This window comes from Rhizomicrobium sp. (assembly GCA_037200385.1).
Lineage (GTDB): Bacteria > Pseudomonadota > Alphaproteobacteria > Micropepsales > Micropepsaceae > Rhizomicrobium.
On the sequence record JBBCGL010000001.1, the window covers coordinates 700,683 to 727,121 of the forward strand.

Genomic DNA, 26,439 nt, shown 5'->3' on the forward strand with positions numbered 1-26,439 from the left:
CGGCCGCAGCCGGGCCCGGTCCGGCGCTCCCGGAAAAGCCGGTGCCGACCCGGTTAGCGGCCGTTCTCCGTGGCGCTGATGGTCTTCAGCTTGTCCACGTTCTGCCGCAGGTTCCGCATGCTCTCCCATTCCCGCCGTTTGTGACAGGTGCGCTTGGTGAGCATCGATCCCGTCGCGCTTTCGGAGCGGCAGACAAGGGCGTTGTCGTCCGCGGCTGCATCACTCGGTGCGGCGGTCTGGGCCACGGGCGCGGCACCATCGGTCTGCGCCGCGGGCGCGCCGTCACCATCGGCCAGCGCGCCGCCCAGCGGAACAAGCAAGCTGGCGGCCAGAAACATTATCGCGACTGCACGACGCATGGGTGCCCCTTGAAAAACGGATGCCGGATTGTGGCAGCCGCCGGTTGCGGACACAACCCTGCCGAACACAATGTCACGGGCGGCCGTTCACTTTAGCGCGATACCGCGCTCCGCCGCGAACGCCGCCAGCCTTGTGCGCAGGCTATGGTCGGTCCGGCCGCAGAGCTTGTCCACGAACGGCGTGACTTCGCTGAGATTCATGCTGCGGATCATCGCCTTGATCGGACCGATGTTCGCCGGATGCATGGAAAGCGTGCGAAGCCCCAAGCCAAGCAAGGCCATGGCATCCAGCGGACGACCGGCCATTTCGCCGCACAGCGACAACTCGCCATGCGCCTCCGCGGCCGAGTTCACGATCAGGCGGATCAGGTAGAGCGCGGCCGGATTGAGCACGTCGTAGCGCCGCGAAACGCGCGGATTGGTCCGGTCGACCGCGAAGACGAAGGACAGAAGATCGTTGGAGCCGATGGAGACGAAATCGGCCGAACGCATGAGCTGCGGCAGCATGAAGGCGAGCGAAGGGACTTCCAGCATCGCGCCGACCAGGACCTGGCGCGGCCGTTCGATGCCCAGGAGCCGGGCGCGTTCGGTCTCGCGGTCGATCAGGGCGCGGGCGCGATTGAACTCGTCGACATTCGAGACCATGGGCAACAGGATGCGCAGCGTGCCGCCGGCGGACGCCATCAACAGCGCGCGCACCTGGTAGCGCAACAGCGCAGGGCGATCGAGCGCGATGCGGATGGCGCGCCAGCCCAGCGCCGGATTCTCCTCCCGCTCCCAGCGCGCATAAGGCAGCACCTTGTCGCCGCCCAGGTCGAGCGTGCGGAAGACCACGGGCTTGTCGCCGGCGGCGTCGATGATGGCGCGGTAGAATTCCACCTGGTCCGCCAGCCGCGGCATGGTCTCGCCGATCATGAATTGCAGCTCGGTGCGGAACAGGCCGATACCGTCGGCGCCCGATTCCGCCAGATGCGGCATGTCGAGCTTGAGGCCGGCATTCATCATCAGCTGGATCGGCACGCCGTCCTTGGTGATGGCGGGCAGGTCGCGCAGCGCGGCGAAGCGCGCCTGGACCTGTTCGCGCAGGGCGCGCTTGGCCTCGAAGGCGGCGACGATCTCGGGCTGCGGCCGCAGGTGCAGCTCGCCGGTCTCGCCGTCGAGCGCGATCAGGTCGCCGCCGCGCGCGGAATCGGAGATGCCCTCGACCGAACCGATCAGCGGCAGGCCCATCGAGCGCGCGACGATCGAGACATGGCTGGTGGAGGCGGCGTCCTCCAGCACCAGGCCGACGAGGCGTTCGCGGCCGTAATCGAGCAGCTCAGCCGGACCCATGGCGCGGGCGATGATGACGGCGTTGAGCGGCAGTTCCTGCGCGCCGATCTCGCCCGAGAGATGCCGCAGCAGGCGGCGCGCGAGATCGTCGAGATCGTGCAGCCTTTCGCGCAGCACCGGATCGTCCAGGCGCTGGACGCGCACCCGCATCTCGTCCTGGACACGCTCGACCGCGGCCTCGGCGGTGAGGCCGGTGCGCACCGCGTCGCGCATGCGCTGGCGCCAGCCCTGGTCGTGGGCGAAGAGCCGATAGGCCTCGATGACCTCCCTGCCCTCGCCGGTGAGATCGAGCTCGCTGGACTCGAGCATCTCGTCGACGGCGTCGCGCAGCTTGCCGATCGCCTCTTCGAGCCGCGTGAGCTCCTCCTGCGTGTCGTCGGCGATCATCTTCTCGACCTTGACGCGCGGCTCGTGGAGCACGACGCGGCCGATGCCGACGCCTTCGGCCAGGCCCTCGCCCGTGAAGGTGCGCGGGCGGTCGGCGCGCAGCTCGGGCTCGTCGAGCTCTGTGATACGGAACAGGCCGCCTTGCGCCACGACCTCGGCCAGCACCATCGAGACGGTCTGCAGCGCCTCGACCTCTTCTTCCGAATAGAGAACCGCGGCGCGGTTCTGCACGGTGAGCACGCCGAACACCTGGCCGCCGCGCACGATCGGCACGCCCAGGAACGACTTGTAGGGATCCTCGCCGGTCTCCGGGCGGTAGGAGAAGTGGGGATCCGACGGCGCATCGGAGAGGTTCACCGGCTCGGCGGTCTGGGCGACCAGGCCGACCAGGCCCTCGCCTTCCTTCATCCGCGTGGTATGCACGGCGGCGCGGTTGAGGCCCTCGGTGGCGAAGAGCTCGAGCGCCTTGCCGGCGCGGCGCAGATAGATCGAACAGACCTCGGCGACCATATTGGTCGCGATCACGGTGACCAGCTTGTCGAGGCGGGTCTGCGCGCTCGTCTGCTCGGCCATGATCTCGCGCAGCTTGCGCAGCAGCAGGCGCGGACCGCCGGAGACGGGCATCAGGGCGCTCCCGATCCTCCCCCGCAAAGCGGGGGAGGTGGCTCGGCGCGCAGCGCTGAGACGGAGGGGGCCAACTCCCCCTCCACCATCGCTTCGCAATGGTCTCCCTCCCCCGTCATGACGGGGGAGGAGCTGCCGGGCGCCGGGCTCTTCATCTACGCCACATCCAATTCATACGCCGAGTGCAGCGCGCGCACGGCGAGCTCGACATACTCCTCGGCGATCAGGACCGACACCTTGATCTCGCTCGTCGAGATCACCTGGATGTTGATCCCCTTCTCCGACAAGGTGCGGAACATGGTCTGGGCGACGCCGGGATGCGCCCGCATGCCGATCCCGATGATCGAGACCTTCGCGACATTCGCGTCGTGCAGCAGTTCGCGATAGCCGATCTGCTCGGCCGCCTTCTCGATCGAGGCCAGGGCGCGCTGCAGTTCGCCGCGGGTGACGGTGAAGGTGAGATCGGTCTTCTTGCCGTCCTCCGACACGTTCTGGACGATCATGTCGACATTGACGCCGGCATCCGCCAGCGGTCCGAAGATCGCCGCCGCGATGCCGGGCCGGTCGGGGATCTTCAGGAGGGTGATCTTCGCCTCGTCGCGGCTATAGGCGATGCCGGTGACCGGTTTCTTTTCCACGATTTCGTCCTCGTCACAGAGAAGCGTTCCGCCCGCGTCGGGGTCGAAGGTCGACAGCACGCGGGTGGGAACGCGGTGAAGCATGGCGATCTCGACCGAGCGGGTCTGCAGGACCTTGGCGCCCAGCGATGCCATTTCGAGCATCTCCTCGAAGCTGATCTTCTCCAGCCGCCGCGCCTTCGGCACGATGCGCGGATCGGTGGTGTAGACGCCGTCGACGTCGGTGTAGATGTCGCAGCGGTCGGCGTTCAGCCCCGCCGCCACCGCCACCGCCGAGGTGTCCGAGCCGCCGCGGCCCAGCGTCGAGATGCGGTCATGCGGCGCGACGCCCTGGAAGCCGGCGACGACCGCGACCTCGCCACGGGCGAGGCTTTCGTTCATCAGGTCGCCGTCCATGCCCTCGATGCGGGCCGAACCGTGCACGGCCGAGGTGCGCATGGGGATCTGCCAGCCCATCCAGGACCGTGCCGGGACCCCGATGGCGCCAAGCGCGACGGCGAGGAGACCGCTGGTCACCTGCTCGCCGGAGGCGACGATGACGTCGTATTCGCGCGGGTCGGGCACCGCGGGCGCGTTGGAGCCGGGCGCCCTGGCGATGTCGTTGCACCAGGCGACGAGCTTGTTGGTCTCGCCGGCCATGGCGGAAACCACGACGGCCACCTGGTTGCCGCGATCGCGTTCGCGCTTCACCAGTTGGGCGACATGGCGGATGCGGTCCAGGTCGGCCACCGAGGTGCCGCCGAATTTCATCGCAATCTTCGCCATGTGCCTGAGTGTGCGCGGGTTTCCGCGCGATACATAGACGGCGACGTTGCAATGCTCAACGCGCGGAATGATCGCGCGTCCGTTCCGTCACGCGCGTGTCACCAGGTGAACGTCACCTTTCCGTTGCCTCCCGGCGCGCCCGGCGCCAGCAGATAATCCGTGCCGTGCTTGTTGCAGGAAATAAGGCCTTTGTTGAGATAGCCGCCATGGCCGCCAACGCCGCCCTCGTTGATGTATCCGGGCCCCGTCCTGCCGGGCCCGCCGCCTGCACCGCCAAGCCCTTCGCCGCCGCCGGTACATATCAATCCGGGGGCGCCAGGGTAGCCGGCCGTCCCGGCCCAGTTGTCGAAATCGCCGCTGCCGGGGAAGCCGATGCCACCGAACGTTCCGTTACTGCCGGGCTTCCCCGATTTGCCGCCCGTGCCGCCTGTTGCATAGAGATATTGGCCAGAGCCGAGCTGGGCGTCGCTGTTCCCGCCCGTTCCGCCGTCGCGGCCGGCCGCCGGGTCGGCTTTTGCTCCGCCGTGACCGCCGGCGCCGACATGGACGGTGTAATACTGGGTGCCACCGCCGTTGGGGACGACGATCGTGGTTGTGGTCGTCGCATATCCGCCGCCGCCTCCACCGCCGCCGCCATTGCCACCGCTGCCGCCCTGGTGGTTTGCTTCCCCCCCGCCTCCGCCTCCGCCGCCGGCGCCCCATGCCTCCGCCTTGACGGGAATGGCCTGGCCGGCCGTCGCGATGAGGTCGCATTGCGTGCCATAGGCGCAGACGGAAAAGCTGTAGGTGCCGGGCCCCCTGGTCCATGTGCCGTGGGTCCAGAGCGGTTTTCTGACGGCGGTGACGATACAGGTCCTATGCTGGCCAAAGCCGAGAAGCACGGTGCCGCCCGGACCGCAGTCCCCGCCGACCATAATCGTGTACTGGGCGAGATTGGTCCCGCTGCCGGTTCCCGGCGTGACGGAAACGCCATGCGTGCCCATAGACATGCTGACCGAGCCTGTCGTGCCGCCATTGCCGACGGAGACAGCGCGGTTCACGCCGTCGATCTGCAGATTGAAGCGTCCGGGATCGTTGGTCGGTATGATATGGATACTGACCGTCAGCCCGACGCCAAACCCCGCGGCGGCGCGATCGACCGGCACCGTCAGACTCAATAAAATTGTAATTACGGCTGCTGAAAATATGCGTGACAACTTCATATTTCCTCCAAATATCCGAGTAATACTTATACAAAAAACATGAAATTGGATGATTTCTATATGAATACTATCATGATTCCTTGCAGATAAAGGTCCTGTGGGCGAGTCTTCTGCCCCTCGCCGGCACACCCGTGCCGGGCGTATGAAGATGCCCATGACCCTGACCGACGCCACCATCGATCCCGCCGAAGTCGCCAAATTCTCCGCCATGGCGGCGGAATGGTGGGACCCGGCGGGCAAGTTCGCGCCGCTGCACAAGTTCAACCCGGTGCGGCTCCAGTTCATTCGCGATACGGCGGCGGCGCATTTCGGGCGCACCGGGCTGAAGGCCTTCGCGGGGCTCGCCCTGCTCGATATCGGCTGCGGCGGCGGGCTGCTGTGCGAGCCGATGGCGCGGCTGGGCTTTGCGGTGACCGGGGTCGATCCCTCCGAGAAGAACATCGGCACCGCCAGGGCGCATGCCGGGACGCTGCCGATCACTTATCGCGCGGCATCCGCCGAGGCGCTGGAAGCGGAGGGTGCGGCGTTCGACGTGGTCCTCAACATGGAGGTCGTCGAGCACGTCGCGGACCTCAAGGCCTATCTCCAGGCCTGCGCGAGGCTTGTGAAGCCCGGCGGCCTGACGATCGTGGCGACGCTGAACAGGACGCTCAAATCGCTGGCACTGGCCAAGATCGGGGCGGAGTACGTGTTGCGCTGGCTGCCGCCGGGCACGCATGACTGGAACAAGTTCGTCGCGCCGGCGGAACTCCGGAGGCTGCTTGAAGGTGCGGGGCTCAACCCGCTAAAAACACAGGGCGTGGCATTCGATCCGCTCAATTGGGACTGGCACTTGTCCGACGATGTAGACGTCAACTACATGGTCGTGGCGGGACGCTAGCGCTCAGTTGACGCCGTCGAGATCGGGCGGCAGCGGGGCGACGTCGACGCCCTCCTCCACCAGCTCCTTGGCTTCCTCGAGCGACGCTTCGCCGTAGATATGGCGTTCCTCGGCCTCGCCATAGTGGATCTTGCGCGCCTCTTCGGCGAAGTTCGGGCCGACATAGTCGGCGTTCTGCTGCACGTATTTCCGCAGGCCCGTCATGAACTGGCGCATCTTCTTGGCTTCGTCGGCGGTGATGGTCGATTTCCTGGCGGCCACCGAGACCGCCGGCGCCATGATCGCCTTCTCGACCTTGCGGGAATCGCAGACCGGACAGGTCAGCTTGCCGGTCCGGGACTGCGCGTCATAGGCGGCGGAGTCGCGGAACCAGCCTTCGAACTCATGGGCATTCCTGCACCGGAGATTGTAGACGATCACGCGCAAGCCTTTTTGCCGGTTCCGCTCCTCAAAGCACTTTATACGACGGATTCGCAAATGGGACGGACAATTCGCAATCCGCGTCCACGCGTCCTGCCCGTCCGTATTAACCAAGATGGTGCCATCGGCTGGGGAAGGGCGTGAGGGATCGGGCGGCTAAGGGCCGCGGAACGGCCGGTCGTGCTGCAGGTTCGGCACCCGGCTACGGGCGTCGACCACCGCCGCCGGATCGATCTGCGCGACGATGATGCCCGGCTCGGTGCCCGCTTCGGCCAGCACTTCGCCCCACGGCGCGACGATCAGCGAGTGGCCATAGGTCTTGCGGCCATTGGCGTGCGTGCCGCCTTGCGCCGGCGCGACGACGAACGCGCCGTTCTCGATGGCGCGGGCGCGCAGCAGCACATGCCAATGGGCCTTGCCGGTGGTCTCGGTGAAGGCGGACGGGGCGGTGAGCAGGAATGCACCCTTCTGCGCCAGGGCGCGGTAAAGTTGCGGGAAGCGCATGTCGTAGCAGATCGACAGACCGATCCTGCCCCAGGGCGTGTCTGCGAGCACCGCTTCGTCGCCGCCCGCAACGGTATTCGACTCGCGGTATTTCTCGCCCGAGGGCAGGTCGACGTCGAACAGATGGATCTTGCTGTAGCGCGCCGTGACGCGGCCCTTGGGATCGATCAGGAACTGGCGGTTGGCGGTCTTGGTCTCGCTGACCTTGATCGCCAGCGAACCGATCAGCAGCCAGATGCCGAGCTCCTCCGCCAGCGCGGCGAAGGCCGGGAGGGCCGGATCGTGCGCCTCGTCATAGCTCTGCGCCAGCTTGGCGCCGCCGTCGGGCGCCATGAGCGTGGTGTTCTCGGGCGTGGCGACGAACTGCGCACCCTGCCCATGTGCCTCGCGGATGAAGGCGGAGGTCGTACGGACGTTCTCCGCGATATCGTCGGAGGAGCGGAGCTGGACGCAGGCGGCTTTGAAAGCGGTCATGCGGCGATGATAGCGCGGATGTCAGCTCGCCAGAAGCGGGTCGAGCTTGCCCTGGCTTTCGAGTGCGTACAGGTCGTCGCAGCCGCCGACATGTTTCTCGCCGATGAAAATCTGCGGCACGGTGCGGCGGCCTTCGCTCTTGGCTTCCATCTCGCGGCGCGCATCGGAATCCATGAAGACGTCGATCTCGTCGAAGGTCGCGCCCTTCTTCTTGAGCAGCGCCTTGGCGCGCACGCAATAGGGACAGATCGGGGTGGTGTAGATCTTGACGTTGGACATCGCGGGCGACTCGGCAGCACCTTTCCGTGACAGTTACATCATATCGCCGGCACGCGACCGGACAACGCGGGCGAGCGCCAAAACCAGCACTTTCGCCGCGCCTGCGCGCTTTAGCGCACGGGCGCAGGCTTCGACGGTCGCGCCCGTGGTCAGCACGTCGTCGACCAGCAGGATATTACGCCCGGCGATGGCCGATTTGTGGCGGGGCGGAATCTTGAACGCCCCCAACATGTTGCGCCGCCGCGCCTTGGCCGAGGTCATGGCGCCCTGGCTGGGCGTGGCACGGGCCCGGCGCAAGGCGAAAAGGTCGGCGGTCTTGCCGCTCAGGCGGGCCAAGGCGCGCGCGAGTTCCGCCGACTGGTTGTAGCGCCGCGACCACAAGCGCCCCGGATGCAGCGGAACCGGCAGGATCAGATCGGCCTCGTCGAGCAGAGCGCGCCCGCCGCGCTCCAGCCAGCGCGAAAAGCCCGGAACGAGATCGAGGCGATCGCCGTGCTTGAAGGCCAGAAGCGGGCCGCGGCTCGCCGCATCGTAGCGCATGACGGCGCGGGCCTTGTCGAAGGCGGGCGGGTCGGCGTGGCAGGCGGCGCACAGCGTCTCGCCGCCCATGTCGAAATCGAACGGCAGGCCGCAGCAGCCGCACATCGGCCCTTCGAGGAAGCGCACGTCCTGCCAGCACTTGGCACAGAGCGCCCCAGGCTCGGCGACCTGGGTGCGGCAGGCGATGCACATCGGCGGGAAGACGAGGTCGAGGGCGGCCCGTGCCGCGCGCTTGAGGCCGCCCTGCAATCCCCCGCTCATGGCGCTAGACTAGCGCAATGGACGTTCCGCGCATATTCGATTCCAAGGCGCTCGCGCTGCACCGTGAACGGGCGCGGCGGATCGGCGGCGACGCGTTCCTGCTGCGCGAAGCGGAAGCCGGGCTCGCCGAACGGCTCGGCGGCGTGCTGCGCGGCTTCGCGGCGCGGACGGAGCTGGCGCTCGACGGCGCGGAAAATTTTGCGGCGGCGCCGGAGTCGCTCGACCTCGTGACCAGCGCCCTTGCCTTGCATGCGGTCAACGACCTGCCGGGCGTGCTGGTGCAGGTGCGACGCGCGCTCCGGCCCGATGGACTGTTCCTGGGCGCCCTGTTCGGCGGCGAGACCTTGACCGAATTGCGCCAGTCCCTGGCAGCGGCCGAGATCGCGGTGCTGGGCGGCGTCAGTCCGCGGGTGGCGCCCTTCGCCGACGTGCGCGAGCTCGGCGGCCTGCTGCAGCGCGCCGGCTTCGCGCTGCCCGTTGCCGATGTGGAGCGGACCGTCGTGCGCTATCGCGATTTCGGCGGGCTGGTGCGCGACCTGCGCGCGATGGGCGAGACCAATGCGCTGGTGGAGCGGTCGCGCAAGCCGATGCCCCGCGCCCTGCTCGCCGCCGCCTGGGCGCACTATGCGGAGCATTTCACCGATCCCGACGGACGGCTGCGCGCCACCTTCGAGATCGTCTACCTGACCGGCTGGGCGCCGCATGCGAGCCAGCAGACGCCGCTGAAGCCCGGCAGCGCGACGGCCCGGCTGGCCGACGTGCTGGGCGCGCGCAAGAGCTGAGCCCCGGCTAGAACGCGTTCGAGAGGTTCTGGAAGAAGGTCGTCAGGCTGGTGCCGATGGCGCTAACGGCGGTGAAGATCACGATCGAGATGATGCTCGCGATCATGGCATATTCGATCGCCGTGGCACCGCTCGCGTCGGCCGCAAGCCGGCTCAGAGCAGATCGCGCAGCATGGGGATGAGCGGCAGGTCGGCCGCCGGCATCGGATATTGCGTCAGCTCCCGCGGCAGCACCCATTTGAGCGCGCTGTGCTCGCGCGGCACCGCGATCCCCTCCCAGCGGCGGCAGACATAGAGCGGCATCAGGAGCTGGAAATCCGGGTAGGCGTGCGAGGCGAAGGTGAAGGGCGCGAGACATGGCTCCTTGACCATGATTCCCAATTCCTCGGCGAGCTCGCGGATCAGCGCCTCTTCGGGCCGCTCGCCCGGCTCGACCTTTCCGCCCGGAAATTCCCATAGTCCTGCCATCGCTTTCTGTGGCGACCGCTGCGCGATGAGAACGCGGCCGTCCGGATCGATCAGCGCGCAGGCGACCACCAGAACGAGCCTCGCACCCATGCGTTCCATGATCTCCGCCCAGCCCTAAGGTTGGATTAAGATTTATCAGCGGTTTTGACGGAGGTCGAACGCAAATTCCACCGGCGCTCAGCCCTGGGCGGCTGCGCGTTCGAACCGTGAAGGTCCGAACACATAGGCCTCCGGCTCGACAACCGTGCGGCGGAAGAAATCGCCGATCATCGTCATGACCTGCGGCACCACCTTTGGATGATTGGCGAAGCCATGCGGAAAGCCGGCGAAGAGATGCAGATCGACCTTGCCGCCGGCTTCGCGCACGCGCGCTTCGTAGGCGCGCGACGTGTCGACCGGAACGATCCTGTCGGCGTCGCCGTGCAGCAGCATGACCGGCGGCAGGCCGGGTCCGACATGCGCGATGGGGCTGGCGAGCGCGGCCATGCCGGCGGAAATCTCCGCGCCGGGCAGCACCGCCGCCGGGACGCCGCCCGATGGCCTTGCGTCGCCGAGATAAAAGAGCACCGGCGGATAGATCGCCGCGACGGCCGCCACGGCGGCGGAGATGCCGCCCGCGCCCTCGGGCGGGTCGAGCCGTTCGTCGTCGCCGCTGCCGGCCGCGAGCAGCGCCAGATGACCGCCGGCGGAATGGCCTTCCAGGCAAAGCTTGTCCGGATCGAAACCGAGTTCGGCGGCGTGCGAACGCATCCATCTGAGCGCCCGTTTCACGTCGTGGATCTGCGCCGGAAAGCGCGCCTCGCCGACCAGCCGGTATTCGGATGCGACGGCGACGAATCCCTGCGCGGCGAGTGCCTGGGCGTGCGGCGCCAGCATCGTCTTGCTGCCGCGCGCCCAGGCGCCGCCATGAAGCAACAGGACGGCGGCGCCGTTTGCGGCCCCGGAGCGACGATAGATATCGAGCGCCAACGGCCGTTTGCCGGCATCGGCAAAGACGATGTCGCGCTGCGTGTCCATCTCAGCTGCGATAGCTGCCATTGATATCGATGTAGCCATGGGTGAGGTCGCAGGTCCAGACGCGCGACTTGCCCTTGCCGAGGCCCAGGTCGACCGCGATCTCGACCTCCCGGCCCTTCACCGCCTTGGTCGCGGCAGCTTCGTTGTATTTCGCGGCGCGCGCGCCAGCCTCGGCGACGACTTGGGTGCCGAAGCTGATCTTGAGCTTGTCGCGGTCGGCGGGTTCGCCGGCCTTGCCGACGGCCATCACGATGCGACCCCAATTGGCGTCCTCGCCCGCGATGGCGGTCTTCACCAGCGGCGAGTTCGCGATGGCGAGCGCGATACGCTTGGCCGAGCCGTCGGACTCGGCGCCCGTCACGTCGATGCGGATGAGCTTCTGCGCGCCCTCGCCGTCGCGCACCACCTGGAGCGCCAGATCGAGCAGGACCTTGTCGAGCGCCCGGCGGAATTCGTTCAGCCGCTTGTCGGACGCTTTGGCGATCGCGGGATGCGCCGCGCCCTTGCCGGTTGCGAACAGGAGCAGCGTATCGCTGGTCGAGGTGTCGCTGTCGACGGTGATCGCATTGAACGAGGTCGACACGCCGGCGGTCAGCAGGTCCTGCAGCACGGAAGCCGGAAGCTTCGCGTCGGTGAAGACGAAGGACAGCATCGTCGCCATGTCGGGCGCGATCATTCCCGAGCCCTTGGCGATGCCGTTGATCGTCACGCGTTTGCCGTCGATGGTGGCCTGCGCCGTGGCAAGCTTGGGGTAGGTGTCCGTCGTCATGATCGCCTCGGCCGCGGCACGCCAGCCGCCCGCGGCGCCCGCTTCTGCCAACGGGCCGAGAATCCGGGTGATGCGGCCGGCCGGCAGCGGTTCGCCGATGACGCCCGTCGAGGCGAGGAAGACCTCGCCCGGCTTGCAGCCGACGATGGCGGCGGCGGATTCGGCGACTTGGCGCGCGCCCTCCATGCCGGCCTTGCCGGTGAAGGCGTTGGCGTTGCCACTGTTGACCACCAGGGCACGGGCGCCGGCGCCTGCGAGGCCCGCCCTGCACCAGTCCACAGGGGCGGACGCGGTACGGGATTTCGTGAAGACGCCGGCAACCTGGGTGCCCTCGGCAAACACCGCGAGCAGGACGTCGGTGCGGTCTTTGTAGCGGATCCCGGCCTCGCCGGTCGCCAGCCGGACGCCCGCCAGCGGAGGCAGGCTCGCAATGCTCTTGGGCGCCAGAGGCGAAACGGCATGACCTGCGGAGGCTTTGGCCGCCTTGGCCGCTACGGACGCCTTGCCCTTCGCCATGGAACCTGCCTCCAAATCGGGCGCGCATGTGACCCGAAACGCCTGATTTGACAAGGGGGTGAGCCGTTCTTATCTCTCCCGCGCGGCTGCCTTGCCGGTTCGGCAGGGCGCGCCCGCCTTTTCCGGCTTTGTTAAGAGGATTTCATGCTGGGTTTCAGCGGCATCGCACAGCGCATCTTCGGCTCGTCCAACGAGCGGAAGATCAGGCAATTCAAGGCCAAAGTGGCCGAGATCAACGCGCTCGAGCCGCAATTCGTCCCCAAGACCGACGACCAGCTGCGGGCAATGACCGCCCATTTCCGGGAACGGCTGGCCAAGGGCGAGACGCTGGAGGACCTGCTGCCGGAAGCCTTCGCGACCGTCCGCGAGGCGGCCAAGCGGACGCTGGGCCAGCGGCATTTCGACGTGCAGCTGATCGGCGGCATGGTGCTGCACGGCGGCAACATCGCCGAGATGAAGACCGGCGAAGGCAAGACCCTGGTCGCCACCTTGCCCGTCTACCTGAACGCGCTGGCCGGCGAGGGCGTGCATGTCGTGACGGTGAACGACTATCTCGCCAAGCGCGACGCCGAGTGGATGGGCCAGGTCTACCGCTTCCTCGGCCTCTCGGTCGGCTGCATCGTGCACGGCCTGACCGACGAGGAGCGCAAGCAGGCCTACAATGCCGACGTGACCTACGGCACGAACAACGAGTTCGGCTTCGACTATCTGCGCGACAACATGAAGTATTCGATCGCGACGATGAGCCAGCGCGGCCATTCCTATGCGATCGTCGACGAGGTGGACTCGATCCTGGTCGACGAGGCGCGCACGCCGCTGATCATCTCCGGCCCGACCGACGACCTGACGGCCATGTATGTCGCGGTCGATGCGATGATCCCCTCTCTCCGCCGTCCCGGCACCAAGAAGATCAAGAACCGCGACGGCAAGGAGGAGCTCGAGGACAAGGGCGACTATGAGCTCGACGAGAAGTCGCGCCAGGTGACGCTGACCGAGGCGGGCAACGAGCACATGGTCGAGCTGCTGCGCGGCGCGGGCCTGCTGGAGACCGGCGACCTCTACGACATCGAGAACATCTCGGTCGTGCATCACGTGAACCAGGCGCTGAAGGCGCACACGATCTTCCAGAAGGATCGCGACTACATCGTCAAGGACGGCAAGATCGTCATCATCGACGAATTCACCGGCCGCATGATGGAAGGGCGGCGCTACTCCGAAGGGCTGCACCAGGCGCTGGAAGCCAAGGAGCATGTCGAGGTCCAGCCCGAGAACGTGACGCTCGCCTCGATCACCTTCCAGAACTATTTCCGGCTCTACGACAAGCTGGCGGGCATGACCGGCACGGCGCTGACCGAGGCTGCCGAATTCATGGACATCTACAATCTCGACGTCATGGAAGTGCCGACCAACGTGCCGGTGCAGCGCAAGGACGCCGATGACGAGGTCTATCGCACCGCCGACGAGAAGAACGACGCGATCGTCAAGCTGGTCGAGGAATGCCGCGTCAAGGGCCAGCCGGTGCTGGTCGGCACGACCTCGATCGAGAAGTCCGAGCAGCTGTCCGAGCTGATGAAGAAGCGCAAGATCCAGCACTATGTGCTGAACGCGCGCTATCACGAGCAGGAAGCGGCCATCGTGGCGCAGGCCGGCGTGCCGGGCGCGGTCACCATCGCCACCAACATGGCGGGCCGCGGCACCGACATCCAGCTCGGCGGCAATGCCGAGATGCGCATCCGCACCGAGCTCGGCGGCATCGTCGACGAAAACGAGCTGGCGCGCCGCACCGACCAGATCCGCGCGGAAGTCAGGACGGACAAGGACAAAGTGCTGGCAGCCGGCGGGCTCTACATCATCGGCACCGAGCGGCACGAAAGCCGCCGCATCGACAACCAGCTGCGCGGCCGTTCGGGCCGCCAGGGCGATCCGGGCGCGTCGAAGTTCTTCCTGTCGCTGCAGGACGACCTGATGCGCATCTTCGGCTCGCAGCAGATGGACACGATCCTGACGCGACTGGGCCTGGAGAAGGGCGAGGCGATCGCCCATCCCTGGGTCAACAAGGCGCTGGAGAAGGCACAGCAGAAGGTCGAGGCGCGCAACTTCGAGATCCGCAAGAACATCCTCAAATACGACAACGTGCTCAACGACCAGCGCAAGGTGATCTTCGAGCAGCGCCGCGAGATCATGTCGGCGGACGACGTGAGCGACCAGATCGCCGAGTTCCGCGCCGAAGTGGTCGGCGATCTCGTCGCCAGCCACATCCCCGAGCGCGCCTATGCCGAGCAGTGGGACGCGGCCGGCCTGCACGACGAGATCGCGCGGATCTTCGGCGTCGACCTGCCCATCGTCGACTGGACCAAGGAAGAAGGCATCGCCGACGAAGAGGTGCGCGAGCGCATCCAGAGCGCGGTCGACAAGCGCGCCGCGGCCAGGGCGGCGGAGATCGGCAGCGACATGATGCGCTATGCCGAGAAGGCGATCCTGCTGCAGACTCTCGACCACGACTGGCGCGAGCACATCATCCATCTCGATCATCTGCGCCAGTATGTCGGCCTGCGCGGCATCGGCCAGCGTGACCCGCTGATCGAGTACAAGAGCGAAGCCTTCGCGCTGTTCGAGAGCCTGCTCGGCAAGATGCGCACCGAAGTGATCCGCCAGATCATGCATGTGCAGATCCAGAGTGAGCCGCCGCCGGAACTGGTCGATCCGTCGCCGCTCTCGATGCGCGCGTCGCATATCGACCCGCTGACCGGCGAGGACGAATTCGCCAACCAACCACCGCCGGCGCAAGGGCCGCGCGCCGTGTTCCGCGACCGCGAGGTGCCGGTCGACCCCAACGATCCCAAGACCTGGGGCAAGGTGCAGCGCAACGCCCCCTGCCCCTGCGGCTCGGGCCGCAAATTCAAGCATTGCCACGGAGCGCTTGTTTGACCGCCGCAGGCATGGCGACCCATTGCGCTCCAGGGCATTCGCACCATGCGGCATGACTACAAGCAGGACGGCGAGGCCGTCTGGATCGACTTGCACGATCCGACGCAGCAGGAGATCGAGGACGCGCGCGAGTTCTGCGGCCTGCACATCCCCACCCGTGCCGCGCTCGACGAGATCGAGACCTCGAGCCGGATGCAGGCCAGCGGCGACATCCTGACGCTCAGCCTGCCGATCACGCCCTATCATCCCGGCCAGGAGCCGGTCTCCGCGCCGATCGGCTTCGTGCTGACGCCCAAGCTGCTGGTCAGCGTGCGGTTCGACGAACTGCATACCTTCCACAAGGTCGGCGAGCGGATATCGCAGAGCAAGACCGACTACAGCGCGGCGCAGGTCTTCGCCGAGATCGTCGAGGCGATCGTGGACTACAGCGCCGACAAATTGGAGACCATCAAGGCCGACACCCGTGCCTGCTCCGGCAAGGTCTTCCACCGCACCGTGCAGGGGCGCCGCGACGTCAAGCGCAAGGCGCAGATGCTGCGCGAGACCCTGGTCCATCTGGGCGACATGGAGGAGCGGCTCTCCGAGCTGCGCGAGACCCTGCTGGCGCTGCAGCGGGCGATCCCCTTCGTCCTCGACCGCGCCAAGAGCTGGATCGGCGACGACATCGCGGCGCGGCTGAAAACCGCCGCCGCAGACGTCCAGTCGCTCGACGATTTCGAGACCCACCTGACGGACAAGGTGCAATTCCTGCTCGACGCGACGCTGGGTTTCATCAACACCGAGCAGAACGACATCTTCAAGGTGCTGACCATCGCCTCGATCGTCGGCATCCCGCCGACCTTCTTCGCCGGCGTCTACGGCATGAACTTCCACAACATGCCGGAGCTGGGCTGGACCTATGGCTATGCGTTCGGCTGGGGCGTCATCCTGCTGAGCACGCTCATCCCGATCGCCTGGTTCAAATGGCGCGGTTGGTGGTAAGGCGGGGCTGACGCGGCGGAGCCCCTTCCCGTTTCGCCCGCGCCGGACCAACATGCGGCATCCCGGGAGGCCGCCATGAAACCGTTCCAGATCGAAGTGCCGCAAGCGACGCTCGATGCGATCCTTGCCAAAGTCCGCGCCTATGAATGGCATGAGATGCCGCGCGGCGATGGCCTCGAGGGCAGCTGGGCCTATGGCGCCAATCTCGATTTCCTGCGGGAGCTGTGTGCCTACTGGACCTCCGGCTATGACTGGCGCAAGGCCGAGGCGGCGCTGAACCGCTTTCCGCAGTTCAGCGCGGCGGTCGAGGATATCGACCTGCATTTCTACCGCGAGACGGGATCGGGCGCGGCGCCGAAGCCGCTGATCCTCAGCCATGGCTGGCCGGGTTCGGTGTTCGAATTCCAGCACATCATCGACACGCTGGCGCATCCCGAACGGCATGGTGGCGACGAGAAGGACGCCTTCACCGTCGTGGTGCCGTCCCTGCCCGGCTATGGCTGGTCGGGCAAGCCCGGGCGCCCGATCGGGCCGCGGCGCACGGCGGCGCTGTTCGACACGCTGATGACCGAGGTGCTGGGCCTGCCGAACTACATCGCGCAGGGCGGCGACTGGGGCAGCTCGATCTCGGCCTACATGTCCTATGAGGGCAAGGGCTGCCGCGCGGCGCATCTCAACATGATGGGCTGGTTCTCGCCCGGCGTGGCGCCGCAGAGCGAGGAGGAGAAGGCGTTCGCCGCCAAGGCCGGCGCGCTGTTCCAGGCCGAGGGCGCCTATTTCCTCGAGCAGACGACCAAGCCGCAGACGCTGTCCTACGGGATGATGGATTCGCCGGTGGGCGTCGCCGCCTGGATCGTGGAGAAATTCCACGGCTGGTCCGACACGCGCAAGGGCTTCGAGAATGCCTATACGAAGGACCAGCTGCTGACCAATGTGATGATCTATCTGGTGACGCGGACCTTCAATACCGCGACCTGGATGTATCGCGGCCGCGCCGAGGAGGTATTCCTGAACCCGCTGCCGCAGGGCGCGCGGTTGACCAAGCCGACGGGGATCGCGGCGTTTCCGGTCGACCTCATCCCCTTTCCGCCGCGAAGCCAGGTGGAGCGCTCGATGAACGTGGCGCGCTGGGACCAGTTCGAGGAGGGCGGCCACTTCGCGGCGCTGGAACGGCCGGACGACCTGGTGGCGAGCATCAGGGGATTTGCGAGAGGACTGGGATGAAGCCACCTCCCCGCGCCGTGGGGAGGTTGGATCAGGCGAGAAGATTTCTTCCCATCGCGAGATATTTCTCGCGGCGTTCGTTGCGCAATTCGTCGCCCGGCACGCGGTCCATCTCGGCGATGGCGCGGGCGATCTGCTCGCCGACATTGAGGATGGCCTCGTCCGGCGCGCGATGGGCGCCGCCCACGGGCTCGGGAATGATCGCGTCGATCACCTTGAGCTGCAGGCAGTCCTGCGCCGAGATCCGCATCGCGGCGGCGGCGTCCTGCGCCTTCTCCGGCTTGCGCCACAGGATCGAGGCGCAGCCCTCGGGCGAGATCACCGAATAGACCGAGTGCTCCAGCATCAGCACGCGGTTCGCCGTGGCGATGGCGAGCGCGCCGCCCGAGCCGCCCTCCCCGATGATGGTCGAAACGAATGGCACCCGGATCTCGAGGCCGGCCTGGGTCGAGCGCGCGATGGCCTCGGACTGGCCGCGCTCCTCCGCCGCGACGCCGCTATAGGCGCCCGACGTGTCGACCAGGCTGATCACCGGCAGGCCGAAGCGGTCGGCCATCTGGAACAGGCGCTCGGATTTGCGGTAGCCCTCCGGCATCGCCATGCCGAAATTGTGCTTCAGGCGCGACTTGGTGTCGTTGCCCTTCTCATGGCCGAGCACCGCCACGGCGCGGCCGCGGAAGCGCGCCAGCGCTGCGACGATGGCATGGTCGTCGCCGAAGCTGCGGTCGCCGGCGAGCGGCGTGAACTCGTCGAACAGACCACGCGCATAATCGGAGAAGTGCGGACGGCCGGGATGGCGTGCAACCTGGACCTTCTGCCATGGCGAGAGCTTGGCGTAGGTGTCCTTGATCAGGCCATCGGCACGGGTCTGCAGGCGGCCGACCTCGGCGTCGATCTGCATCGCCGGGTCTTCCTCGGCGAGCTTGCGCAGCTCGACGATCTTGCCCTCCAGCTCGGAGATGGGACGTTCGAAGTCGAGATAGGTGTGCATGGGTTCCCGATGAAAATGGCGGAAAACAGGGGTTTTCCGCCCGGCTCGGCCGTGGTCCATCCCTGATATGCGGATTTGTGGTCACAAATCCAGTGGGCGCATCGTCTTATGGTTTGTAACGCCGGGAACGGACAATGGGTGTCAGGCTGGGATTGGGGTTTCTGGGGCTGTTCCATCTGGCGAACGGTCTCACCATGCTGCTGTGGCCGGCGTGGTGGGCGGCGGTGGTGGTGCATCTGAACGCGCCAGATCATCTGCACCATCACTTCATCACCGATATCGGATTGGCTTTCGCCGCGAGCGGCATCGGGATGCTGCTGGGCGCGCGACGCGGCGCATCGCGCGCGGCCTATGCGGCGGCAGGCGCGGCCTGGCCCCTGCTCCACGGCCTGCTCCATGTCGAGGAATGGATCGCGATAGGGCCGCCCGTCGCGGCCGGCGACCGGATCAGCGAAGGCGTGGGCGTGATCCTGGCTGGCATCGCCGGCGCGGTGCTCGCCTGGCTGCGCCTGCGCGACAAACGAGGAGATGTGTGATGCTCAAATGGTTCCTGCACCGCTATGTGCGCCGCATGGAGGCGCATTACGGCTATGATGCGACCTATATGCACGAGATGCTCGACACCTCGACGGCTGGGTTCCGCCGCTTCATGAAGATGCAGATGGCGGGCGGCGGCTGGCGCGGCGACGCGCCGCGTGACCCGTGGTGCGCCGCCGGCATCGCCGCCGCACTCGTCGAGGATTGCGGCCCCTGCGTGCAGATCGCGACCGACATGGCGATAGAGGCGGGGATGAAGGCGGAGGTGATCGGCGCCCTGCTCCGTCGTGCACCGACCGATTCCGATGCGCAGCTCGGCTTCGACTATGGCCGCGCCTTGCTCAATGGCAGCGCGGACCTCGACGAACTGCGCGAGACCGTCGCGACGCGCTGGGGCAAGACGGCATTGCTCGCGCTGTCGCTGCGGGCGATGACCGCGCGCAACTATCCGGTGCTCAAACGCGCGCTCGGCCACGCCAAGACCTGCCAACGCGTGCGTGTCGGCAAGGACGAGGTTGCGGTCAACCAGATGCTGAAGGCGGCATGACGAGGCTCGATACTTTCCAGGCGCAGCGCCCGCACCTGCTCTCCATCGCCTATCGCATGCTGGGCGAGATGGGTGCGGCGGAGGATGTGGCGCAGGAGGCCTGGCTGCGCTGGGAGCGTGCTGCCGGCGCGGAAATCCGGGATCCGCGCGCCTGGCTGTCGGCCGTGACGGTGCGGCTGGCGCTCGATGCGCTGCGCAAGGCGCGGGCGCGGCGCGAGACCTATGTCGGGCCCTGGCTGCCCGAGCCGCTGCTGCCCGACGATATGCGGGCGCTGGCGGCCGATGCGCCCGCAGCGCGCGCCGACCTGGCATCGGATCTGTCGCTGGCGCTGCTGCATGTGCTGGAGCGGTTGTCGCCCGAGGAGCGCGCGGCGCTGATCCTGCACGACGCGTTCGACTGCGACTACGCAACCATCGCGCAGACGCTGGAGAAAAGCGAAGCCGCCTGCCGCAAGCTGATATCGCGGGCGCGCGAACGGGTGCGCGAGGGCCGGCCGCGCTTCCAAGCGTCTGCCGAACAGCACCGCGACCTGCTTACGCGCTTCGCCAAGGCCAGCGCGTCGGCCGACGAGGTGGAGCTGATGGCGCTGCTGGCGCCGGACGCCATCGCCTTTACCGACGGCGGCGGCCGCGTCGCGGCGGCGCTCAACCCCATCCATGGCGCGGACAGGATCGCGCGCTTCGTCATCGGCCTGGGACGGAAATTCTACACCGGCGTGCCGATCGAAATGACCGCGACCGAGATCAACGGTCGTCCTGGCCTCGTCCTGCGCGGACAGGACACGTTGTTCGGCGCCCTCACCATCGAAAGCGACGGTACGCGCATCACTGCGCTCTATGCGGTGCGCAATCCGGACAAGCTCCAGCGCGTGCCGGCCGCTACTGGCCGCCCGCCAGCGACGCATACGACGCCGTGACGTGGGTCGAGCTCTGGCCGAAGAACATCACGGTCTGCGTCGCGTCGTCGGACGTCGCGTTCCAGACATAACGCGTTCCGGGCTTCTCGACCGTGGCGACGACCTTGCCGGTCGCATCATAGGATACGAGCGCCAGCGAGACGCGGTTGTCGAGATAGCTGTAAGCCCAGGTCGTGATGCCCTTGTAGTGGACGACGGGGCATTCGCCGGCCTGCGCGCCGTTGTTGGGGTTGGGAACGCAGGTCACTTTGAGCCCGGCCGGGACGTTCGCCGGATGGGTGGACGGCGGAACGTTTTCGATCGAGAGCCTGTTGGGATCGTCGGCCGATGCGGGCGACGCCAGCGCGAAAAGTCCCGCAGCGACCAGAGCGAAAGAGAATGCCTTCATGGTGTCCCTCCGATACAGGAAAACAGAAGACATGATGTCGGCGGCGAGGCGGATCAGCAAGTACAGAACATGCGAATGCTTGGTCTTCGCAGCCTATTTTTGGCTCAATCGGCGCCCGTCAGGCGGCGGAAGAACATGGAGACGAGCTGCGACAGCACCCCGAGCACTGCGAGCGACAGCCCGACGATGACGTCGACCACCGTGTCGCTGCCGACGCTGGCGCTTGCCTGACCGGTGCCGGAGCGCACGATGCGGTTCAGCGCGCCCTCGGTGCCCTGGTAGACGGCCTGGAGCAGCGTGTCGGTCGTGGATTGCGCATCGTCGGCCTGGGTCGGTGGCTCCTGCGGCCCGGGCGCCGGCGCGCCCGCGACGACGTGGTGGCGGTGCATGCGCTGGCCCACGGTCGCGTCGAGGATGTGCTTTGTGATGACGTAGGACGACGCCAGCGTGAGCAGGCCCACCAGCACGAAGAGGATGCGGCTGGCGCGGATGCGCTCGCTGAACAGGAGCGCGGTCGAGACGATGAACAGGACCGCCGCCGCGGCCTCGATCAGGATGCGCATAGGACCCTCCCCCAATTCCGCCAGGTACGGTCAGCTTCCGGCGCGGGGCATCGTCCTCCACTGAAGAGCCGGCGGCAAGGCCGTGGTGATACGCTGCCACCCAAGCAAACCCGTCATCCCTCTCGCAGCGCTTCGCGCTGCTCGGCCGGGGATGACAGTGGGTGTGTTATTTCCCTTTGTCCCTGATCATCGCCATCTGCTTGACGATCACCTCGGCCTGGCGGATCGAGGCCGCGTCGATCAGGACACCTCCCAACGAGGCGGCACCGCTGCCGGTGCTATGGGCATCCTTCATCGAATCCAAGATCGCCTGGGCGCGCGCGACTTCCTTTTCCGGCGGCGTGAAGATCTCGTTGGCGAGCTCGACCTGGCTGGGATGGATCGCCCATTTGCCTTCACAGCCGAGGATCGCGGTGCGATTGGCCTGGGCACGGAAGCCGTCGGGATCCTGGTAGTCGCCGAACGGACCGTCGATCGCGACGAGGCCGTGCGCCCGCGCCGCCTGCACCAGCTTGAACAGCGGGTAGTGCCACAGGTCGTTCCAGTGTCGCGCCCGTGCGCCGGCGTCATCCTTGTCGGTGAGCATCACATAGTCGGCGTTGCCGCCGCCGATGTTCGTGGTGCGCATGCCCTGGCTGGCGGCGTAGTCGGCGGCGCCGAAGTGCAGGGTCTCCATCCGCTTCGAGGACGCGGCGATCTCATCGATGTTCTTGAGGCCGAGGACGGATTCGATGATGACCTCCAGCCCGATCTTCTTCTTGCGGCCGGCGGCGGCGGAGCACTGGGTGATCAGCCAGTCGATGGCGTAGACGTCTTTCGCGTTGGCGACCTTGGGGATCATGATGGCGTCGAGCGCCTCGCCGCCCTTCTCCACCAGGGCGATCACGTCGCGATAGCACCAGCCGGTGTCGAGACCGTTGATGCGGACGGTGACGATCTTGCCCTTCCAGTCGACGTCGTTGAGCGCCGCCACCACGTTGTCGCGCGCCTTGTCCTTGTCGGTGGGGGCGACCGCATCCTCGAGGTCGAGGCAGATGCAATCGGCGGCGCCGGCGGCCGCTTTCTCGAAGAAAGCGGTCTTGGACCCCGGCACGAAAAGCTTGGAGCGGTAGATGCGCACGGGCGCCTGGCGTTCGATGGTGGTGAAACTCACGGAAAGGCCCTCCAATTCCGCGCAACCGTGGCGCGGCCGTCCGATGGCGTCAACCGCGCCAGCGCCGCATGGCCGATGCCAGAGCGCCGCCGGTCTGCGGCGCGGCGATGCCCGCGAGCTGGCGGCGGAAGACCTTCTTCTCGCCATTCGCGCGCAGGAAACCGGCGAGCTTCTCGCGCTCCGGCGACCGCGCGGCAAATCCCGCGACGACCTCCTGCGCCTGGCGCAGGTTGAAGTCGACATAGTCGGCGTATTTCGGATTGACCCAGAAACTGTCCTCGCCGATGTGGAAGGTGAGATGCGGGGTGGTGAGCATCAGGAAGCGCCCGGCCAGCGCCGCAAGATTGAACAGCAGGCTGCGCATCACCATGCCGGCGCCGACGCAGGCGTTGCTCTTGACGAAAGCGGGATAGAGCCGCGCCGGAAAGACGAAGCAGTCGAAGCCGGGGTGATCCTTGCCGTAGTCGGCGAACATCAGGGCAAGGTCCCGGGCGTCGCCGGGCTGGCGCGGGATCACGCGGCGGTTGACGGTGATGACGTCATAGCCTTCCGCGATGAGCCTGGCGATGCTGCGGTAGAAATGCGGCAGCAGATGGATGTCGGAGTTCGTGAAGATCACGAACTCCTCGCCGTCCGCCGCGCCGATGTCGGCGGCGACGCCCAGATCGATGCTGTCGAACAGAAGCGGCAAGGGTCGCGGATGCTTGAAGGGAGCGACATCGCCCGCCATCCGCGTGAGCCCGGGAACCGCGAGGCAATCGGGTGGCACGATATGGCCCTCATCGGCCAGCGTCACGCAGACACAGCGGGTTGCGATGTCGGGCGCGGCCGCGGCAGCGATGCGGATGGTCTCGAAGGTGATCGCCTGCACCTCGGTGTTGAACGGCGTCGAGCGGTCGACATAGGGGTGCACGATGTGCCGGAAGCGGACGTTGCGCGGGCCGTCCGCGAAACGCGGCAGATCGGCGAGCAGCTCCTTCCGATCCTGCCGGAAAAAGGATGGTGTGAGCTGGGGCAATGAGGGTCCGTCGTGAGGTTGCGGCGGCGCCGGCGCGGGCGGGAAACTGCCATCGCGCGGCGGCGCGATCAAGCGGGCGGCTTGCGCCGCCGCCGGCCGAGCGGGTGCGCGTCGTCCACCACGGCGGCGAGGCGATCCCTGGCAACATGGGTGTAGATCTGCGTCGTCGCGATGTCGGAATGGCCGAGCAGCGTCTGGACGGAACGCAGGTCGGCGCCGCCTTCGACCAGATGGGTCGCGAAGGCATGCCTGAGGACATGCGGGGAGAGCTTGTCCGGATCGATGTTCGCGGCCAGCGCCAGCGCTTTGAGCATCTGGTGGCAGCGGCGGCGCGTGATGTGTCCCTCCGCCGCGCGGCTGCAGAACAGGAAGCGTTCGGCGTGGGCGCGGCGCGGGCCCTGCGGCAGGAAGGCGTCGCGGGCCGTCATATAGGCCGCGATCGCCTCGCGGGCGGGATCGTTGAGCGGGACGAGACGCTCCTTCTGCCCCTTGCCCTTCACCAGCAGGAAGCCGTCGCGGTTGCGCGCCGCCGACACCGGAAGCGTGAGCAGCTCGGACACCCGCAGGCCCGACGCATAGAGCATCTCGACCATGCAGAGCAGTCGCAGACCTTCGGGCGTCTCTCCCGCCTGGACACGCGCGGCGACGATCAGCGCATCCATGTCATCGCGCGAGAGGACCTTGGGCAGCGGCCTCTCGCGGCGCGGCGCCTCGATCGCCGTGGTCGGATCGTCCTTGCGGACGCCGTCGGTATAGAGAAAGCCGTAGAACTGGCGCAGGGCCGAGAGGCGGCGGGCCTGGGTCGAGCCCGCGGCGCCGGATCGCGACAGGACTTCCAGATAAGCCTTGACGTCGTCGCGGGCAGCGCTGCGCACGCTGCCGCCCCTACCGGCGCGATGCGCGACGAAGTCGAGCAGGTCGCGGCGATAGGCGGCCAGGGTGTTGATGCTCGCGCCCCGCTCCGCCCCCATCATGTCGAGGAAGGATTCGATCAGCGCGGCATCGTCGGCCTTCATAGCGGCGACAGCGCCAGCGCCTCGACCGCGAGCGCCCGGGCGTCGGCGGTCAGCCCGGCCCGGTCCAGCGCGCGGACGCAGGCGATGAGGACACTGGGCGACAGGCCGCGTGGGCCGCCGTCGCCGACGAGGGCGAGCACGCGCAGCGCGACCTCGCCCCGACGACCGGGCTGCGCGGCGGCGTCCCGCAGCATAGCCAGTTCGGCATCCGGCGGACGGCGCGTGACGCTTGCCCACGGCAAGGCCTCGAAAGCGGCCGCCAGTGTCTGCGCCTGGGGTGAGATCGGGCGACCGAGCGCGTCGCTCAAGCCGAGCGCGAGCGCGGCCAGCGGGCTGGGATCTTTCTGCGGCGTCGCGTTGATCGTGAGCCAGGAAATCGCGCGCTGCGCCGCGGCGTCGCGGGCGGCCGTCGGCGCGGCCAAGTCGATCAGAACCAGAAAGGCTTCGCGCTCGATGCTGTCGGGTGCGCCCGCATACCAGCCGGCGGCGGCATCGCTGCGGCCGGCCAGCGCCAGCGTGCGCGCGAACAGGATCCGGTTTGCCGGGTCTGCGGAATCGGGCGGGATCGTCGCCGCGAGATCGCCTTGCAATTGCGCGGTCTGGGCCCAGCGCTCCGGATAGGGCGTGACGGCCGTGGACAGGATCGCGGCGCGGACCGGCAAGCGGGTTTCCAGCGATGCCTGGCGGCGCAACAGGGATTGCGCAGGCAGGTAAGGCAGCTTGTCCGCGTCGCCTTTGACGAGCGCCGAAGGGGGGATGTCCTGCGCGTTCAGCAGCGCCACGGTCTCGGCACCGGAGAGTGCGCCGGTGCTCGCAATGCGCGTCGCGGCCGCCAGGCGGTCTGCCGGCTTGTTGCGCGGATCGCGCGCCGCCAAAAGGTTCGCGGCGGTGCCCAGCTTCGCCGCGATCGCATTGGTCACCGGCAGCCCTGCCTTGCGCAAGAGATAGATGTGCAGCGCGGTAGGATGCTCGATATTGGCCGGGGACGTCTTCCGCCCGGCGAGAATGTCGGACGTCAGGCGGTCGAGGGCCGGGTCCTTGATGTCTTGCGCCTCCAGCACGGCGCGGGTCAGTTCGGCAGACGCGCCGTCGCCGCTCGCGGCGAAACACCAGCTGCGCAATTGCAGCCAGAACGGCTCGGGCGCGGTCAGCCGCGTCGCCGTGAGATCGCTGCACACCTCCTTGTCGCGTCCGGCATAGAGCAAGGCCTCGGCCTGCACGCGGGCGAAATCGGGATCGTTGCCGAGCCGCAGCGCGGCGGCGGTGGCGCCGGCCTCGTCGATCAGGCCGCCCTGCAGCAGCTTCTCGATGCGGATCGTCACCAGGGCACGCCTGGCGGCGCCCGGCGGCGCATCGGAGATGGTGAGCAGCACGCGGCGCGACAGGCTGCGCGCGAAGGGATCGGCGCTGGCGAAGGGAATCCGCCCGAGCAGGTCTTCGATGTCCCCGCGCGCCGCGCCGGACCACATCGCCTGGCCGAGCCCGCCATGGGCGTCGTCGAGCGTACCGACCGGCGGGCCGTCGACCACGCCGCTCAGATCGCCTTCGGTGACGACGGGCTGGACGGCCTTGCGGAAGATGCCGGGCTTGAATTCGCCCGGCACCGCGTCGGCGGCGGGCGGCGGATCGTCCGAAGGCTGCGCGTCCGGGCCCTGGCCGCCGGATGACGGCGCGGGCGCGGTCTGGGGGCCGCCCAGCGGCGTCGGCGCACCGGTGGCGGGCGGCTGGTCCTGCGCCGCGGCCATGACGGCAAGCGCGAGGAACGCCGCGAAGGCGATTCTAGCTCGGCAGCCGGTCATTCGGAATGATCTGCTCGACCGGATGGGTTTGAGGCTGCACCCGACCGCCGTAAACCGCGAGTGCGACGGCGGCCAAGACGACCAGTACAGCCAGCGCGATCGCGATCCGTGAACCCCAGCCCATCCCGTCCATGTTCCTGTTGCGCATACGCGAACTCCT

Annotated in this window: 28 protein-coding genes; 8 read left to right on the forward strand and 20 right to left on the reverse strand. The window is 67.5% G+C overall.

The features are described from left to right. Nucleotides 1-53: 53 nt before the first annotated feature. The 4 genes from WDM91_03245 to WDM91_03260 form a co-directional block, all read right to left on the reverse strand. On the reverse strand, nt 54-338 hold the full coding sequence (locus tag WDM91_03245; GenBank protein ID MEI9993587.1) for a hypothetical protein: 285 nt from the start codon (nt 336-338) through the stop codon (nt 54-56). A gap of 108 nt (nt 339-446) precedes the next feature. Beyond that, nucleotides 447-2,702 carry a phosphoenolpyruvate--protein phosphotransferase gene (gene ptsP, locus WDM91_03250; protein ID MEI9993588.1) on the reverse strand — a complete coding sequence of 752 codons (2,256 nt, stop codon included), beginning with the start codon at nt 2,700-2,702 and terminating at the stop codon, nt 447-449. A 155-nt stretch (nt 2,703-2,857) separates the two neighbouring features. Further along, entirely contained in the window at nt 2,858-4,105 is a 1,248-nt protein-coding gene (locus WDM91_03255) for an aspartate kinase (GenBank protein ID MEI9993589.1), read from the reverse strand. A gap of 98 nt (nt 4,106-4,203) precedes the next feature. Beyond that, nucleotides 4,204-5,484, reverse strand: a complete 1,281-nt coding sequence (locus WDM91_03260; protein MEI9993590.1) for a hypothetical protein — start codon at nt 5,482-5,484, stop codon at nt 4,204-4,206. Here WDM91_03260 and ubiG point away from each other — a divergent pair. After that, a complete protein-coding gene (gene ubiG, locus WDM91_03265; protein MEI9993591.1) occupies nt 5,462-6,187 on the forward strand; it encodes a bifunctional 2-polyprenyl-6-hydroxyphenol methylase/3-demethylubiquinol 3-O-methyltransferase UbiG in 726 nt (241 codons plus the stop codon). The two genes, WDM91_03260 and ubiG, sit on opposite strands and share 23 nt — an antisense overlap. Before the next feature lie 3 nt (nt 6,188-6,190). On the opposite strand, the gene WDM91_03270 is transcribed toward ubiG, so the two are convergent. From WDM91_03270 to WDM91_03285, 4 genes are all read right to left on the reverse strand, one after another. Beyond that, nucleotides 6,191-6,607, reverse strand: a complete 417-nt coding sequence (locus tag WDM91_03270; GenBank protein MEI9993592.1) for a DUF1178 family protein — start codon at nt 6,605-6,607, stop codon at nt 6,191-6,193. 156 nt (nt 6,608-6,763) lie between these two features. Next, nucleotides 6,764-7,585 (reverse strand): carbon-nitrogen hydrolase family protein, encoded by an 822-nt coding sequence (locus WDM91_03275; GenBank protein MEI9993593.1) that lies wholly within the window; start codon nt 7,583-7,585, stop codon nt 6,764-6,766. 21 nt (nt 7,586-7,606) lie between these two features. Beyond that, nucleotides 7,607-7,864, reverse strand: a complete 258-nt coding sequence (gene grxC / locus WDM91_03280; protein ID MEI9993594.1) for a glutaredoxin 3 — start codon at nt 7,862-7,864, stop codon at nt 7,607-7,609. A 33-nt stretch (nt 7,865-7,897) separates the two neighbouring features. Continuing rightward, complete coding sequence (locus tag WDM91_03285; GenBank protein MEI9993595.1) at nt 7,898-8,665, reverse strand: ComF family protein; 768 nt, start codon at nt 8,663-8,665, stop codon at nt 7,898-7,900. Nucleotides 8,666-8,682: 17 nt separating this feature from the next. On the opposite strand from WDM91_03285, the gene WDM91_03290 reads away from it, so the two are divergent. Next, nucleotides 8,683-9,447 carry a methyltransferase domain-containing protein gene (locus tag WDM91_03290; protein ID MEI9993596.1) on the forward strand — a complete coding sequence of 255 codons (765 nt, stop codon included), beginning with the start codon at nt 8,683-8,685 and terminating at the stop codon, nt 9,445-9,447. Between the two features lie 7 nt (nt 9,448-9,454). Here the strand turns inward: WDM91_03290 and WDM91_03295 are convergent, their stop codons facing one another. The 4 genes from WDM91_03295 to argJ form a co-directional block, all read right to left on the reverse strand. After that, nucleotides 9,455-9,685 carry a Flp family type IVb pilin gene (locus tag WDM91_03295; GenBank protein ID MEI9993597.1) on the reverse strand — a complete coding sequence of 77 codons (231 nt, stop codon included), beginning with the start codon at nt 9,683-9,685 and terminating at the stop codon, nt 9,455-9,457. Next, the gene (locus WDM91_03300) at nt 9,601-10,014 is read right to left on the reverse strand and encodes a (deoxy)nucleoside triphosphate pyrophosphohydrolase (GenBank protein ID MEI9993598.1); all 414 of its coding nucleotides are present in this window, start codon (nt 10,012-10,014) and stop codon (nt 9,601-9,603) included. The genes WDM91_03295 and WDM91_03300 overlap by 85 nt, the downstream gene beginning before the upstream one ends. Before the next feature lie 78 nt (nt 10,015-10,092). Beyond that, nucleotides 10,093-10,932, reverse strand: a complete 840-nt coding sequence (locus tag WDM91_03305) for an alpha/beta hydrolase (protein ID MEI9993599.1) — start codon at nt 10,930-10,932, stop codon at nt 10,093-10,095. Nucleotide 10,933: 1 nt separating this feature from the next. Then, nucleotides 10,934-12,217, reverse strand: coding sequence for a bifunctional glutamate N-acetyltransferase/amino-acid acetyltransferase ArgJ (gene argJ / locus WDM91_03310; GenBank protein MEI9993600.1), 1,284 nt, complete (start codon nt 12,215-12,217; stop codon nt 10,934-10,936). 144 nt (nt 12,218-12,361) lie between these two features. Here argJ and secA point away from each other — a divergent pair, with 144 nt between their 5' ends. The 3 genes from secA to WDM91_03325 all read left to right on the forward strand — a co-directional run bounded on the left by secA (nt 12,362) and on the right by WDM91_03325 (nt 17,350). Further along, the gene (gene secA, locus WDM91_03315) at nt 12,362-15,145 is read left to right on the forward strand and encodes a preprotein translocase subunit SecA (GenBank protein MEI9993601.1); all 2,784 of its coding nucleotides are present in this window, start codon (nt 12,362-12,364) and stop codon (nt 15,143-15,145) included. A gap of 45 nt (nt 15,146-15,190) precedes the next feature. Beyond that, nucleotides 15,191-16,126: a magnesium transporter CorA family protein gene (locus WDM91_03320; GenBank protein ID MEI9993602.1), complete on the forward strand. Its 936-nt coding sequence runs from the start codon at nt 15,191-15,193 to the stop codon at nt 16,124-16,126. 75 nt (nt 16,127-16,201) lie between these two features. Continuing rightward, entirely contained in the window at nt 16,202-17,350 is a 1,149-nt protein-coding gene (locus WDM91_03325) for an epoxide hydrolase family protein (GenBank protein ID MEI9993603.1), read from the forward strand. A gap of 31 nt (nt 17,351-17,381) precedes the next feature. Here WDM91_03325 and WDM91_03330 read toward each other — a convergent pair whose 3' ends face one another. Next, nucleotides 17,382-18,341: an acetyl-CoA carboxylase carboxyltransferase subunit alpha gene (locus WDM91_03330; protein MEI9993604.1), complete on the reverse strand. Its 960-nt coding sequence runs from the start codon at nt 18,339-18,341 to the stop codon at nt 17,382-17,384. Nucleotides 18,342-18,475: 134 nt separating this feature from the next. Here WDM91_03330 and WDM91_03335 point away from each other — a divergent pair, with 134 nt between their 5' ends. The 3 genes from WDM91_03335 to sigJ are packed head-to-tail and all read left to right on the forward strand — an operon-like array spanning nt 18,476 to nt 20,342. Continuing rightward, the gene (locus tag WDM91_03335) at nt 18,476-18,877 is read left to right on the forward strand and encodes a hypothetical protein (protein ID MEI9993605.1); all 402 of its coding nucleotides are present in this window, start codon (nt 18,476-18,478) and stop codon (nt 18,875-18,877) included. Continuing rightward, nucleotides 18,877-19,425, forward strand: coding sequence for a hypothetical protein (locus tag WDM91_03340; protein ID MEI9993606.1), 549 nt, complete (start codon nt 18,877-18,879; stop codon nt 19,423-19,425). Before WDM91_03335 ends, WDM91_03340 begins: the two co-directional genes overlap by 1 nt. Continuing rightward, nucleotides 19,422-20,342 carry an RNA polymerase sigma factor SigJ gene (sigJ, locus tag WDM91_03345; GenBank protein ID MEI9993607.1) on the forward strand — a complete coding sequence of 307 codons (921 nt, stop codon included), beginning with the start codon at nt 19,422-19,424 and terminating at the stop codon, nt 20,340-20,342. The genes WDM91_03340 and sigJ overlap by 4 nt, the downstream gene beginning before the upstream one ends. On the opposite strand, the gene WDM91_03350 is transcribed toward sigJ, so the two are convergent. From WDM91_03350 to WDM91_03380, 7 genes are all read right to left on the reverse strand, one after another. Then, the gene (locus WDM91_03350) at nt 20,305-20,730 is read right to left on the reverse strand and encodes a hypothetical protein (GenBank protein ID MEI9993608.1); all 426 of its coding nucleotides are present in this window, start codon (nt 20,728-20,730) and stop codon (nt 20,305-20,307) included. The genes sigJ and WDM91_03350 overlap by 38 nt on opposite strands. A gap of 104 nt (nt 20,731-20,834) precedes the next feature. Further along, a complete protein-coding gene (locus tag WDM91_03355) occupies nt 20,835-21,293 on the reverse strand; it encodes a hypothetical protein (protein MEI9993609.1) in 459 nt (152 codons plus the stop codon). Between the two features lie 166 nt (nt 21,294-21,459). Continuing rightward, nucleotides 21,460-22,446, reverse strand: a complete 987-nt coding sequence (locus WDM91_03360; GenBank protein ID MEI9993610.1) for a CoA ester lyase — start codon at nt 22,444-22,446, stop codon at nt 21,460-21,462. 49 nt (nt 22,447-22,495) lie between these two features. Beyond that, entirely contained in the window at nt 22,496-23,464 is a 969-nt protein-coding gene (locus tag WDM91_03365) for a hypothetical protein (protein MEI9993611.1), read from the reverse strand. 68 nt (nt 23,465-23,532) lie between these two features. Continuing rightward, nucleotides 23,533-24,480 (reverse strand): site-specific tyrosine recombinase XerD, encoded by a 948-nt coding sequence (locus WDM91_03370; protein ID MEI9993612.1) that lies wholly within the window; start codon nt 24,478-24,480, stop codon nt 23,533-23,535. Continuing rightward, nucleotides 24,477-26,279 (reverse strand): hypothetical protein, encoded by a 1,803-nt coding sequence (locus WDM91_03375; GenBank protein ID MEI9993613.1) that lies wholly within the window; start codon nt 26,277-26,279, stop codon nt 24,477-24,479. Before WDM91_03375 ends, WDM91_03370 begins: the two co-directional genes overlap by 4 nt. After that, entirely contained in the window at nt 26,260-26,427 is a 168-nt protein-coding gene (locus WDM91_03380) for a hypothetical protein (protein ID MEI9993614.1), read from the reverse strand. Before WDM91_03380 ends, WDM91_03375 begins: the two co-directional genes overlap by 20 nt. Between the last annotated feature and the right edge of the window lie 12 nt (nt 26,428-26,439).

What these genes read in the sequence shown, in the direction of transcription:
- WDM91_03245 (MEI9993587.1), bottom strand. Translation starts at nt 338, where the DNA reads ATGTTTCTGGCCGCCAGCTTGCTTGTTCCGCTGGGCGGCGCGCTGGCC.
- ptsP (MEI9993588.1), bottom strand. Translation starts at nt 2,702, where the DNA reads ATGCCCGTCTCCGGCGGTCCGCGCCTGCTGCTGCGCAAGCTGCGCGAG.
- WDM91_03255 (MEI9993589.1), bottom strand. Translation starts at nt 4,105, where the DNA reads ATGGCGAAGATTGCGATGAAATTCGGCGGCACCTCGGTGGCCGACCTG.
- ubiG (MEI9993591.1), top strand. Translation starts at nt 5,462, where the DNA reads ATGACCCTGACCGACGCCACCATCGATCCCGCCGAAGTCGCCAAATTC.
- WDM91_03260 (MEI9993590.1), bottom strand. Translation starts at nt 5,484, where the DNA reads ATGGTGGCGTCGGTCAGGGTCATGGGCATCTTCATACGCCCGGCACGG.
- WDM91_03275 (MEI9993593.1), bottom strand. Translation starts at nt 7,585, where the DNA reads ATGACCGCTTTCAAAGCCGCCTGCGTCCAGCTCCGCTCCTCCGACGAT.
- grxC (MEI9993594.1), bottom strand. Translation starts at nt 7,864, where the DNA reads ATGTCCAACGTCAAGATCTACACCACCCCGATCTGTCCCTATTGCGTG.
- WDM91_03285 (MEI9993595.1), bottom strand. Translation starts at nt 8,665, where the DNA reads ATGAGCGGGGGATTGCAGGGCGGCCTCAAGCGCGCGGCACGGGCCGCC.
- WDM91_03290 (MEI9993596.1), top strand. Translation starts at nt 8,683, where the DNA reads ATGGACGTTCCGCGCATATTCGATTCCAAGGCGCTCGCGCTGCACCGT.
- WDM91_03295 (MEI9993597.1), bottom strand. Translation starts at nt 9,685, where the DNA reads ATGGGTGCTGCCGCGGGAGCTGACGCAATATCCGATGCCGGCGGCCGA.
- WDM91_03300 (MEI9993598.1), bottom strand. Translation starts at nt 10,014, where the DNA reads ATGGAACGCATGGGTGCGAGGCTCGTTCTGGTGGTCGCCTGCGCGCTG.
- WDM91_03305 (MEI9993599.1), bottom strand. Translation starts at nt 10,932, where the DNA reads ATGGACACGCAGCGCGACATCGTCTTTGCCGATGCCGGCAAACGGCCG.
- argJ (MEI9993600.1), bottom strand. Translation starts at nt 12,217, where the DNA reads ATGGCGAAGGGCAAGGCGTCCGTAGCGGCCAAGGCGGCCAAAGCCTCC.
- secA (MEI9993601.1), top strand. Translation starts at nt 12,362, where the DNA reads ATGCTGGGTTTCAGCGGCATCGCACAGCGCATCTTCGGCTCGTCCAAC.
- WDM91_03320 (MEI9993602.1), top strand. Translation starts at nt 15,191, where the DNA reads ATGCGGCATGACTACAAGCAGGACGGCGAGGCCGTCTGGATCGACTTG.
- WDM91_03325 (MEI9993603.1), top strand. Translation starts at nt 16,202, where the DNA reads ATGAAACCGTTCCAGATCGAAGTGCCGCAAGCGACGCTCGATGCGATC.
- WDM91_03330 (MEI9993604.1), bottom strand. Translation starts at nt 18,341, where the DNA reads ATGCACACCTATCTCGACTTCGAACGTCCCATCTCCGAGCTGGAGGGC.
- WDM91_03335 (MEI9993605.1), top strand. Translation starts at nt 18,476, where the DNA reads ATGGGTGTCAGGCTGGGATTGGGGTTTCTGGGGCTGTTCCATCTGGCG.
- WDM91_03340 (MEI9993606.1), top strand. Translation starts at nt 18,877, where the DNA reads ATGCTCAAATGGTTCCTGCACCGCTATGTGCGCCGCATGGAGGCGCAT.
- sigJ (MEI9993607.1), top strand. Translation starts at nt 19,422, where the DNA reads ATGACGAGGCTCGATACTTTCCAGGCGCAGCGCCCGCACCTGCTCTCC.
- WDM91_03350 (MEI9993608.1), bottom strand. Translation starts at nt 20,730, where the DNA reads ATGAAGGCATTCTCTTTCGCTCTGGTCGCTGCGGGACTTTTCGCGCTG.
- WDM91_03355 (MEI9993609.1), bottom strand. Translation starts at nt 21,293, where the DNA reads ATGCGCATCCTGATCGAGGCCGCGGCGGCGGTCCTGTTCATCGTCTCG.
- WDM91_03370 (MEI9993612.1), bottom strand. Translation starts at nt 24,480, where the DNA reads ATGAAGGCCGACGATGCCGCGCTGATCGAATCCTTCCTCGACATGATG.
- WDM91_03375 (MEI9993613.1), bottom strand. Translation starts at nt 26,279, where the DNA reads ATGACCGGCTGCCGAGCTAGAATCGCCTTCGCGGCGTTCCTCGCGCTT.
- WDM91_03380 (MEI9993614.1), bottom strand. Translation starts at nt 26,427, where the DNA reads ATGCGCAACAGGAACATGGACGGGATGGGCTGGGGTTCACGGATCGCG.